The organism is Streptomyces sp. NPDC015125, from assembly GCF_043080045.1.
GTDB lineage: Bacteria > Actinomycetota > Actinomycetes > Streptomycetales > Streptomycetaceae > Streptomyces.
This window is the reverse complement of the sequence record NZ_JBIBVF010000016.1, coordinates 154,745-167,875: the sequence shown is the minus strand read 5'-3', so window position 1 is coordinate 167,875 and position 13,131 is coordinate 154,745. Positions and strand designations below refer to the sequence as shown.

Below are 13,131 nucleotides of genomic sequence, written 5' to 3'. Positions count from 1 at the left end.
GTACGTACGGGTCAGCCGATCCCGAGTTCCCTGTCGATCAGGTCGAACATGTCCTCGTCGCTCACTTCCGAGAGTTCGTCGTCGACGGCCTCCGCTGGTGGCGGTGTCTGGCTTTCCCAGTGGGCAAGCAGGCTGCGCAACCCTTCGGTGAGCGCTCGCCGTGTGTCGTCGTCGGTGGCCTTTTGCAGTGCGCTCGCCACCTCTTGCAGCTCGGGGATCAGGGAGGTTCCGTCTCCTGACTCCGGTTCCGTTTCCGGTTCCGTTTCCGGTTCCGGTGGCAGGAGTTCGTCCCGCAGGTGTGCGGCGAGCGCGGTGGGTGTGGGGTGGTCGAAGACCAGCGTGGCGGGGAGGGTCAGCGCGGTGGCCGCCTTGAGCCGGTTGCGCAGCTCCACCCCGGTCAGCGAGTCGAAGCCCAGCTCACGGAAGGCCCGTGTGGGCCTGACCGAGTCGGCCGAGGAGTGGCCCAGCACGGCGGAGGCCTGGGTGCGGACAAGGTCCAGCAGCAGGCGCTTGCGCTTGGGCTCCGAAAGCGCGGCCAGCTTGTCCGGCAGGTCCGGACCCTGGTCGCCTCCCTCGTCCGCCTGCTCCTCCTGGCCGGCGAGCAGTTGCCTTACCTCCGGCAGCTCGTCCAGGAGCGGCCGGGACCCGCTCACCGTGTAAGCGGGCAGGAAGCGGTCCCACCGGATGTCGGCGACCACGAGTGTGGTCTCCCCGTGCTCGACGGCTTCCCTCAGGGCGTGTACGGCCGGGCCGGGATCCATGCCGGGGACGCCTCGGCGAGTCAGCTGTTCGGCCACGGCGTCGTCCACCATTCCGCCTCCCGCCCAGGCACCCCAGGCGATGGAGGTGGCGGGGCGGCCCTGGGTCCGGCGCCATTCGGCGAGGGCGTCGACGGCGGCATTGGCTGCCGCGTAGGGCCCCTGGCCGCCGTTGCCCCACACTCCGGCCCCGGAGGAGAACAGAACAAAGGCGTCCAGCGGATGGTCGGCCAGCAACTCGTCGAAGTGACACGCACCGGAGACCTTGGCGTGTACTGCGGCCATGGCATCGTCGAAGGAGACCTCGGTGAGGGGGCGGGCTTCGCCCACGACGCCCGCGGTGTGCACGACGGCGGTCAGCGGCGGCTCACCGGCGAGCGAGTCCAACAGCTCGGCCACTGCGGCCCGGTCGGTCACCTCGCACGAGGCCACCGTGACGCGCGTCCCGAGTGCGGTCAGCTCGGCGGACAACTCGGACGCACCGGGAGCATCGGGGCCACGCCTGCCGACGAGTACGAGGTGCTCCGCGCCGTCGGCAGCGAGCGCCCTCGCCACATGGGCGCCGAGCGCGCCGGTGCCGCCGGTGATGAGGACCGTCCCGCGGGGCTGCCACTGCTCGGCCCCGACTTCCGGAACCAGGGGCGCGCGGACCATACGCCGGACATGGACACCAAAGGCGCGGACGGCGTATTCGTCCGGGCCGCCGCCGCCACCGCTGAGCAGCGACACAAAGCGGCGCAACGCCTGCTCGTCCAGGGTCCCCGGCAGGTCGATCAGGCCACCCCAGCGATCAGGATGGTCGAGTCCGAAGACGCGCGCCAGACCCCAGATCGCCGCCTGACCGGGATGGCGGATCGGGTCGGACACCGGCTGAGATTCCGGCCCCCGTGCGGAGGCGTCGGTGGAGACGGCGCCCTGGGTGATCGCCCACAGACGGGCAGGCACCTCCGCGTCAGCCAGTGCCTGAGTGAGGGACAGGGCGCTGAAGAGGCTGCTGGGCACCCCCCGGTGGCCGTCGACATCCCGGTCGTCCAGCGCGAGCAGCGACACCACATGCAGCGGCGCATCGGCTGCGTGGCACTGCGCCGCCAACTGCTCCGCCAGTTCCGCACGGTCGGCGGTTGCCGCTACGGGCAGGATCCGGGCCCGGTCGCCGAGACCACGGGAAGTCGCCTGTACGAGGTCGTCGTCCAGGTAGTCGGCAGGAACGACGATGAGCCAGGTGCCGTCCAACTGAGCCTGTACCGGCTCGGGTTGGGGGCGCCAGACGATCCGGTAGCGCCAGCCGTCGACCGTGCTCCGCTGCTGCCGACCCTGCCGCCACGACGACAACGCCGGCAGCACCTCACGCAGCGCCCCCGGGTCCCCGGCCAGCCCCAACGTCCCCGCCAGGCCCTCCAGATCCGCACGCTCCACCGCGTCCCAGAACCGCGCATCCACCGGATCAACCGCACCGGCCACCGACGACTGCCCGGACTCCAGCCAGTAGCGGCGGTGCTGGAAGGCATAGGTGGGCAGCTCCACGAGCCGCGGCCGGTGCGCCGCGAAAGCCGGCGACCAGTCCACCTCCACACCGCGCACATATAGCTCACCGAGAGACGTGTAGAGCCGGGACAGGCCTCCGTCGTCACGGCGCAGCGTGCCGGTCACCACCGCCTCGACACCCGCGTCCTCAACCGTCTCCTGAAGCGGCACCGTCAGCACGGGATGCGCACTGACCTCCACAAACACCCGATGACCTGCAGCGGCGAGAGCCTGAACAGCAGGAGCGAACTCCACAGTCCCCCGCAGATTCGCATACCAATACCAGGCATCCATCTCCGCCGTGTCCAACCACTCCCCCGTCACCGTGGAGAACAACGGCACCTCGGCCGAACGCGGCACCACCGGCGCCAAAACCTCCAACAACTCCGCACGGATCGCCTCCACATGACCCGAATGCGAGGCGTAATCCACCTCAACCCGCCGCGCACGCACCTCACGCTCCCGGCACACATCCACCAGCTCATCGAGCGCACCGGCATCACCGGAGACCACCACGGATGTGGGGCCATTGACCGCCGCAACGGAAACACGCCCACCCCACGGCCCGACCAACTCCTCCACATCGGACGAGGAAAGGGCGACCGACACCATCCCGCCCCGCCCCGACAACGCACGGATCGCCCTGCTCCGCAGCGCCACCACCCGCGCGCCATCCTCCAAACTCAACGCCCCGGCCACACACGCCGCCGCAATCTCCCCCTGACTGTGGCCCACCACCGCCGCAGGCTCCACACCATGGCCACGCCACACCTGCGCCAGCGACACCATCACCGCCCACAGCACGGGCTGGACCACATCCACCCGGTCCAGCCCCGGCGCACCCTCGCCCCCACGCAGCACCTCGCCCAACGACCAGTCCACAAACGGCTCCAACGCCGCCTCACACTCCGCCAACCGACCCGCAAACACCGGCGAAGAATCCAACAACTCCACCGCCATCCCCACCCACTGCGACCCCTGACCAGGAAAGACGAACACCGCCCTCCCCGGATCGGCCACGGCGGCTGAAGGGCTCAACTCCCCCAGCTTTTGCGCCAGTTCCTCGGTCTCCGAGCCCACAACGACCGCCCGGTGCTCGAACGACGACCGCGACGCCACCAACGACCAACCCACCTCAACCGGCGAAAGGCCGCCTTCTGCCACCCGCGACACCAACCGCTCCGCCTGCGCCACCAACGCCTGAGCAGAACGCCCGGACACCACCCACGGCACCACCACACCCGCGCCTGAACCTGCAGCCGCACCCGCACCCGCACCCGCAGACGGGACCGGGGCCGCAGACGGGACCGAGGCCGCAGACGGGACCGAGGCCGGCACCGGGCCGTCCGCCGTCTCATACGACGGCGTCGGGTCCGCCCGCTCCGTCTGGGCCGGCTCCTCCCCCTGCTCGACGATCACATGCGCATTGGTCCCGCTGATGCCGAAGGAAGAGATGCCGGCCCGGCGTGGACTGCCCTGCTCCACCGCCCACGGCCGAGTCTCGGTCAACAGCTCCACCGCGCCCGCGGACCACTCCACATGCGGTGACGGCTCATCCACGTGCAATGTCGCCGGCAACTCGCCGTTCCGCATGGCAAGCACCATCTTCATCACACCGGCCACACCGGAAACGGTCTGGGTGTGCCCGATGTTCGACTTGACCGAGCCGAGCCACAGCGGCCGGTCCCCGTCCCGCTCCTGCCCGTACGTGGCAAGCAGCGCCTGCGCCTCGATCGGATCGCCCAGCGACGTCCCCGTACCGTGCGCCTCCACGGCGTCCACCGCACCGGCCGACAGACCGGCGTCGGCCAGCGCCGCCCGGATCACCCGCTGCTGCGAGGGACCGTTGGGCGCGGTGAGCCCGTTCGACGCACCATCTTGATTGACCGCCGTACCACGGACGACCGCCAGCACCGGATGGCCCTTGCGGCGGGCGTCCGACAGGCGTTCCACCAGCAGCACACCGACACCCTCGGAGAGTGCAAAGCCGTCGGCCGCCGCGGAGAACGGCTTGCAACGCCCGTCCCGTGCCAGGCCCCGCTGACGGCTGAAGCCGACGAACGGCCCCGGATCCGCCATGATCATTGCGGCGCCCGCGACGGCGAGCGAGCACTCCCCCGAGCGGAGTGCTCGCACCGCCATGTGCAAGGCGACCAGCGACGACGAGCATGCGGTATCCACCGTCACGGCCGGGCCTTCCAGCCCCAGCGTGTAGGCGACCCGTCCGGAAGCGACGCTGGCGGCCGATCCGGTCGCGAGGTATGCCTCGATCTGCTGGGGGTTCGCCGCACGCAGACGACTGCCGTATTCCTGGTCGGTGACGCCCATGTAGACACCGGTTGCGCTGCCGCGCAGGGACTTGGGGTCAACGCCCGCGCGCTCGAAGACCTCCCAGGAGGTCTCCAGCAGAAGCCGCTGCTGCGGGTCCATGGCCAGTGCCTCGCGCGGCGATATCCCGAAGAAATCGGCGTCGAAGTCGCCGGCGTCGTGCAGGAATCCGGATTCCCGGACGTAACTGCTACCCGGCTGGTCGGCGTCCGGGTCATATATGCCGTCCAGGTCCCAGCCCCGGTCGGTGGGGAAGGGAGACACCGCATCGACGCCGTCCCGGATCAACCGCCACAGGTCCTCGGGCGACTGCACGCCGCCCGGATAGCGGCAGGCCATGGACACGATCGCAATCGGTTCATCGCCCGTGAGGACGGGAGCGGGCGGCACGGCCGGCTTCGTCGCGGGTTCCTGCTCATCGGCCAGCTGGACGTCTACGTACGCGGCGAGCGCGACCGGACTCGGATGGTCGAACACCACGGTCCTGGGCAACTGCAGGCCGGTGGCCCGGCTCAGACGGTTGCGCAGCTCGACAGCGGTCAACGAGTCGAAACCCAGCTCCTTGAAGGGGCGTTCGGTGTCCACCGGCGCCGTCCTGTCGTGACCGAGAACGGAAGCGACCTGTTCGCGGACGAGAGCCAACACTGCTGCTGTGCGTTGCCGGACGTCGAGTCCCGCGAGCCGCTCGGCGAGTTCCGATCGGGCGGGCGCTCGCTCCTTACCGCCACCGCCACGGTCACCGCCACGGCCACCGCCACCGCGGTCGCCATCGCCATCATGGTCACGGTCATGGTCACCGTCCGCCGCGTAGCGCGGGATCTCCGTCAGCAGCCGACTGGGCCGAACCGAGGCGAAGACGCTGCCGAAGCGCTGCCAGTCCACATCGGCGACCGCGATCGATGTCTCATCGAGGTCGAGCGCCTGCTGGAGTGCGGTAATCGCGGTGTCCGGATCGATGACGGGCACGCCGCGGCGCCGCAGCACCTCGTGGACCGAGTCGGCGATCATGCCGCCGCCGGCCCAGGGGCCCCAGGCGACGGACAGCACCGGCAGCCCATCGGCGCGGCCACGTTCGGCACGGGCGTCGAGGAGGGCGTTCGCTGCGGCGTAAGCACCGTGGTCGGCCACTCCCCAGGTGCCGGAAATGGAGGAGAAGTAGACGACGGCGTCGAGTGAGGCGGGATCGAGTACGCACGACAAGTGGTCGGCTCCGGCGACCTTGCCCGCGAGCGTCGCCGCGAGGTCCGCCGGGCCGGCCTCCGCCAGCGGGCCGAGGGCGCTGACCCCGGCGGCGTGCACCACGGCCCGGATGGGCTCCCCGTCGCCCTCGATCTGCCGCACGAGGTCCGCCACCGCCTGCCGGTCGCCGACGTCGCAGGCAGCCACAGTGATGTGGACGCCCTGGTCGCTGAGTTCGCTGAGTTCGGAGCACAGTGCGGCCACATCGGGGGTATCGGCGCCACGGCGGCCGGTGAGGACGAGATGTGCCGCACCGTTGGCGGCGAGCCAGCGGGCGATGTGCGCGCCCAGTGCCCCTGTGCCGCCGGTGACGAGGACGGTACCGCGGGGCCGCCAAGCACGTCGGCCGGGGGTACCGGCGACCGGTGCGGGGACCAGCCGCCGCCCGAAGAGGGCGGTGTCTCGGACAGCCAGCTGATCCTCGTCGTCACCGGCGGCCAGGATCCGCGCAAGCAGCGCCGCTGACTGGTCATCGCTCTGACAGGGCATGTCGACCAGGCCACCCCAGCGCTCCGGGTGCTCCAACGCCGCGACCCTGCCGAGCCCCCATATCCCCGCCTGGTCGGGATGCACGGGGGCATCGTCCGCGCCGGTGGCGCCACGGGTGCTGGTTCCGGTGGCGACCGCGCCTCGGGTCACGCACCACAGCGGGGCGTCGACCCCGGCATCTCCGAGTGCCTGGAGCAGTGCGAGGGAGAGCGAAAGACCGCTGGGAACGCAGGGGTGTGCACGGTCCGGCCGTGCGTCCAGGGCCAGCAGCGACAGCACACCGGCGAACGGAGCAGCCCCGGTATTCAGCCGTTCCGTGAGACCGGCGCCGTCCTCGATCACCAACGAGTAGGTGTGCGCGCCCGCTTCCTCCAACGCTACGCGGGCGCTGTGCACCAGCGTGTCCTCCTCGTACCCGGCCGGAACCACCACGAGCCAGGTGCCGTCGAGTTGGCGGGCGGCGGGTTCCGTGAGGGGCCGCCACACAATGCGATAGCGCCAACCATCCGCGGTACCGCGCTGCCGCCGATTGCGGTGCCATGAGGACAGCGCAGGAAGCACGTCGTGCAGGGCCTCGGCACCGGGCAGCCCGAGCGTGCCCGCCAGCGCTTTCGCGTCCTGGTCCCCGACAGCTGTCCAGAACGCCTCTTCTTCGGGGCTTGCCGCCACAGCCGGAGCGTCCGGCTCCAGCCAGAAGCGCCGGCGCTGGAACGCATATGTCGGCAGCTCCACCCGGCGCGCGCGGCGGTCGGCGAATACGGTGGACCAGTCGACGTCCACGCCGTGCGTGTACAGCTCGCCCAGTGAGGTGTAGAGCCGGGACAGGCCTCCGTCGTCACGGCGCAGCGTGCCCGTCACCACCGCCTCGACACCCGCGTCCTCGACCGTCTCCTGAAGCGGCACCGTCAGCACGGGATGCGCACTGACCTCCACAAACACCCGATGCCCTGCAGCGGCGAGAGACTGAACAGCAGGAGCGAACTCCACAGTCCCCCGCAGATTCGCATACCAATACCAGGCATCCATCTCCGCCGTGTCCAACCACTCCCCCGTCACCGTGGAGAACAACGGCACCTCGGCCGAACGCGGCACCACCGGCGCCAAAACCTCCAACAACTCCTCACGGATCGCCTCCACATGACCCGAATGCGAGGCGTAATCCACCTCAACCCGCCGCGCACGCACCTCACGCTCCCGGCACACACCCATCAGCTCATCGAGCGCACCGGCATCACCGGAGACCACCACGGACGTAGGACCATTGACCGCCGCAACCGAGACCCGCCCACCCCACGGCTCGATCAGTCCCGGGACCTCGGACGAGGGAAGGGCGATCGATACCATCCCGCCCCGCCCCGACAACGCACGGATCGCCCTGCTCCGCAGCGCCACCACCCGCGCGCCATCCTCCAAACTCAACGCCCCGGCGACACAGGCCGCCGCAATCTCCCCCTGGCTATGACCCACCACCGCCGCAGGCTCCACACCATGGCCACGCCACACCTCAGCCAACGACACCATCACCGCCCACAACACCGGCTGGACCACATCCACCCGGTCCAGCCCCGGAGCACCCTCGCCCCCACGCAGCACCTCGCCCAGCGACCAGTCCACAAACGGCTCCAACGCCGCCTCACACTCCGCCAACCGACCCGCGAACACCGGCGAAGAATCCAACAACTCCACCGCCATCCCCACCCACTGCGACCCCTGACCAGGAAAGACGAACACCGCTCCCGGTCCGGGGGCAGGGGGGACGGAGCCGGTGGCGGTAGAGGAACTGGGGGCGCCCTCGGCCACGGCGCGCAGGTCCGCGAGCAGCGCGGCAGGGTCGTCGCCGATGAGCACTGCCCGGTGTTCCAGTGCCGCACGAGTCGTGAGCAGGGAATGCGCCACGTCGTACGGTGTGGCATCGGGGAGCGAACCGAGATGGGCAGCGAGCGCTGCTGCCTGGGCACACAGTGCGTCCGGGGTCCGGCCGTGCACCACCCATGGCACGACCGCCCGCACAGAGGCGCCGTCGTCCGCTTCGTCGCCGGCCCCGACCCGCTCCTCGTCGGCGGCTTCGACCCGCTCCTCGTCTTCGTCGGCCGCCTCGTACGGGACGTCCCCCGGTGGCTGTTCCACGATCACATGCGCATTGGTGCCGCTGATGCCGAACGACGAGACACCGGCCCGGCGCACCTGCCCGTTTTCCTCCCACGGCTGGGCCTCGGTGAGCAGCCGCACGGTGCCCCCCGACCAGTCCACATGGGAGGACGGTGCGTCAAGGTGCAGTGTCTCCGGCAGGACACCATGCCGTAGGGCGAGCACCATCTTGATGATCCCGGCGACACCCGCCGCGGCCTGGGTGTGCCCGATGTTGGACTTCAGCGAACCGAGCCACAGCGGCCGGTCCTCGTCACGGTCCCTGCCATAGGTAGCGAGCAGCGCCTGCGCCTCGATGGGGTCGCCGAGCGCCGTCCCGGTGCCGTGTGCCTCGACGGCGTCGATGTCGGACGGCTGCAGTCCGGCAGTGGTGAGCGCGGCGCGGATCACCCGCTCCTGCGACGGACCGTTGGGGGCGCTGAGGCCGTTGGAGGCGCCGTCCTGGTTGGTGGCGGTGCCGCGGATGAGTGCCAGTACCGGGTGGCCGTTGCGCCGGGCCTCCGACAGACGTTCCAGAAGCAGGATCCCGGCGCCCTCGCCCCAGGCCGTTCCGTCAGCGGCAGCGGCGAAGGGCTTGCACCGTCCGTCCGGCGCAAGCCCCCGCTGCCGGCTGAACTCCACAAACATGCCGGGGGTGGACATCACTGTGGCCCCACCGGCGAGCGCGAGTGTGCACTCTCCCGCGCGCAGCGACTGTGCCGCGAGATGCAGAGCCACCAGGGATGAGGAGCACGCCGTGTCCACAGTGATGGCCGGCCCTTCGAGACCGAGTGTGTAGGCGATGCGTCCGGAGGCCACGCTCGTGGTCGTTCCGGTCAGAACGTGGCCCTCGACGTGGTGGCCCGCCCGATGCAGACGGGGGCCGTACTCCGGTGCCATGGCACCGATGAAGACCCCGGTGAGGCTGCTGCGCACCCCTGCCGGGTCGATGCCGGCCCGTTCCAGCGCCTCCCAGGAGGTCTCCAGGAGAAGACGCTGCTGCGGGTCCATGGCCAGGGCCTCGCGCGGCGAGATCCCGAAGAACCCGGCGTCGAAGGATGCGGCGTCGAGGAAGCCGCCCTCGCGTACGTAACTGGTGCCCGAACGTTCGGGGTCGGGGTCGTACAGCCCGTCGGTGTCCCAGCCGCGGTCGGTGGGGAACGGCGTCACCGTGTCCACCCGGTCCCGCAGGACCTGCCACAGATCTTCGGGGGACCCGACGCCACCGGGGTAGCGGCAGGCCATCGACACGATGGCAATCGGCTCATCGGGGTCGATGACCGGGCGGTGAGCCGGCTCGGTGGCGTCGGTAGCGCCCAGGAGTTCGGCGTCGATATAGCGGGCCAGTCGAGCGGGCGAGGGATGGCTGTACAAGGCCGTGGACGGCAGTCGTACCGTGAGTACGCGGTTCAGCCGGTTGCGCAACTCCACGGAGGTGACCGAGTCAAAGCCCAGATCCTTGAACGTCCAGCCGACGTGGAGCGCGGAGGGCTCCCGATGGCCCAGCACCGCGGCAGCGTGGTCCCGTACGAGTGCGAGTGTCGGTCGCTGCGGTCCCGGGCTGCCGGTGCTGATGTCAGCGGTCCGGTCCGGCTCGTCTGCTGCGGGTGGGCGGGGGTGCTCAGCGGTGTTCGGGCCCGATGGCGCCGCTGAGTTCGTTATCCAGTGCCGCTCACGTTGGAAGGCGTAGGTGGGCAGGTCCACGACCTTGGGGTGGTGTGCGGCGAAGGCCGGGGACCAGTCGATGTCCACACCGTGCACATACAGCTCAGCCAGCGAGGCGTAGACCCGGGCGAGGCCACCCTCGCCACGACGCAGTGTGCCCACCACGACCCCTTCGGTGCCCACGGCCTCAACGGTCTCCTGCACCGGCATCGTCAGAACGGGGTGGGGGCTGACCTCGACAAACACCTGGTGACCTGCAGCGGCGAGGGCTTGGACGGCGGGAGCGAACTCCACAGTCCCCCGCAGATTCGCATACCAATACCAGGCATCCATCTCCGCCGTGTCCAGCCACTCCCCCGTCACCGTGGAGAACAACGGCACCGACGAACTCCGCGGCACCACCGGCGCGAGCGCCTCCAGCAACTCCGCACGGATCGCCTCCACATGAGCCGAATGCGAGGCGTAATCCACCTCAACCCGCCGCGCACGCACCTCACGCTCCCGACACACATCCATCAGCTCATCGAGCGCACCGGCATCACCGGAGACCACCACGGACGTGGGGCCATTGACCGCCGCAACGGAAACACGCCCACCCCACGGCCCGACCAACTCCTCCACCTCGGACGCGGAAAGGGCAACCGACACCATCCCGCCCCGCCCCGACAACGCACGGATCGCCCTGCTCCGCAGCGCCACCACCCGCGCGCCATCCTCCAAACTCAACGCCCCGGCCACACACGCCGCCGCAATCTCCCCCTGACTGTGGCCCACCACCGCCGCAGGCTCCACACCATGGCCACGCCACACCTCAGCCAACGACACCATCACCGCCCACAGCACGGGCTGGACCACATCCACCCGGTCCAGCCCCGGCGCACCCTCGCCCCCACGCAGCACCTCGCCCAGCGACCAGTCCACAAACGGCTCCAACGCCGCCTCACACTCCGCCAACCGACCCGCAAACACCGGCGAAGAATCCAACAACTCCACCGCCATCCCCACCCACTGCGACCCCTGACCAGGAAAGACGAACACCGCCCCGCCCGAGCAGCCGGACACGCCGCCGAGCGTCACTGCGGCATCGGGGCGTCCTTCCGCCACCGACCGGACTCCGGCAGCCAGTCCGTCGGTCGCCGACCCCACCACGACGGCCCGGTGTTCGAACGACGACCGCGACGCCACCAACGACCAACCCACGTCAACCGGCGAAAGACCGGCTCCTGCCACCCGCGACACCAACCGCTCCGCCTGAGCCGCCAACGCCTGAGCAGAACGCCCGGACACCACCCACGGCACCACCACACCCGTGCCTGAACCTGCACCCACACCCACACCCGCACCCGAGGTGTCCGTCAGCCCAGGCAACGATGCCGGGGCGGCCTGCTCGGCCTCCTCAGCGCGCTCGGCCTCCTCGGCCTGATCCGGCTCCGCAGCCCGCGCCACCATCAGATGTGCATTCGTCCCGCCCATGCCGAACGAGGAGACCCCCGCAACGAGTTGCCGACCCTCCTGCGCCGTCCATGCGTCCGTCTCCGTCTGTACCCAAAGGTTCAGGCTGTCGAGGGGGATGTCGGGGTGGGGTGTCGTGAAGTTCAGGCTCGGGACGAGGTGGCCGTGTCGCACGCACAGCGCCACCTTCAGCAGTCCTGCGATGCCGGCGGCGCCTTCCAGATGGCCTATGTTCGTCTTGACCGAACCCACTCGCAGCGGAGTGCTGCGTCGTGGTGCGGTACCGAGTACGGCGCCGAGCGATGCCGCCTCGATGGGGTCACCGACCTTGGTGCCGGTGCCGTGCAGCTCCACGTAATCGACGTCACCGGGGTGGACGCCGGCCCGTTCGCAGGCCAGGCGCAGCACCTCTTCCTGCGCGGAGGCGTCCGGGATCGTGAGGCCGGGTCCGCCTCCGTCGTTGTTGACCGCCCCGCCGCGGATCAGGCAGTGGACGTGGTCGCCGTCCGCCACTGCCCTGGCGAGTGGTTTGAGGACGACGAGGCCGCCTCCCTCGCCACGTACGAACCCATTGGCGCGGGCATCGAAGGTGTAGCAGAGACCGCTCGGGCTGAGCGCGCCGAGGCGGGCCATGGCGAGGGTGCTCCCGGGGGCGAGGTTGAGGTGAACCCCGCCCGCAAGGGCGACCTCGCAGTCTCCGCGACGCAGGCTGTCGCACGCGGCCTGGACCGCCACGAGCGACGAGGACTGAGCGCTGTCCAGGGTCATGCTGGGGCCGCGCAGGCCGAGGTGGTAGGAGAGGCGGTTGGCGATGAGTCCGCGGTTGAGACCGGTCGGAGTGTGGTGGTCAAGAGCCTCGGGGCCCTGTTGGTGCACGAGGACGGCGTAGTCCTCAACGGTGGCTCCGATGTACACCCCGGCCCGGTGGCCGTGGAGCCGCTCCGGACGGAGGCGGGCGTTCTCCAGGGCTTCCCAGCCGAGTTCGAGGGCCAGCCGCTGCTGGGGGTCCATCGACTGTGCCTCACGGGGCGAGAGTCCGAAGAATCCGGCGTCGAATGCGGCGACATCGTCAAGGAATCCGCCCCGTGCGGGCTCGGAGACCCCTGACTGCGCGAGGAATTCCGCGTTCCATCGGTCGGCCGGCGCCTCGGTGACGGCGCTCCTGCCTTCGCGGAGCAGTTCCCAGAGGGCGTCCGGATCGGCCGCCCCGGGCAGGCGGCAGGAAAGGCCGATGACGGCGATCGGCTCGCCGTGCGTCGAGGACATCGTGGAGTCCGCGGTTTCCCACCCGTTCATCAATCGCACTCCCAACCCGAAACAGCACAGTCATGGCTTGAACTCACCGTTCCACAGCGCCGGGCACGGAAAGGACCGTCGAAGGCCACCACTAGGGGAACTCCTAGGCGAGGCGGTGGGCCTTCCGCACCGTCCTGAGCAGGGCTTCCCTCTCGGGACATCGCTCGTCCGGAGCGCTCGGCGCCCGGCCCGGAGGCATCGCTGCTCCCCTGGCGACCGGCTCGTAGCCGCCCGGCCGTCGGCGGACAAGGCG

1 protein-coding gene is annotated in these 13,131 nt (G+C 70.2%); it reads right to left on the bottom strand.

The window, feature by feature from the left end:
* Window positions 1-11: 11 nt before the first annotated feature.
* Complete coding sequence (locus tag ACF088_RS28260; RefSeq protein WP_392378663.1) at window positions 12-12,878, bottom strand: type I polyketide synthase; 12,867 nt, start codon at window positions 12,876-12,878, stop codon at window positions 12-14.
* Window positions 12,879-13,131: the final 253 nt, after the last annotated feature.

What these genes read in the sequence shown, in the direction of transcription:
- ACF088_RS28260 (WP_392378663.1), bottom strand. Translation starts at nt 12,878, where the DNA reads ATGAACGGGTGGGAAACCGCGGACTCCACGATGTCCTCGACGCACGGC.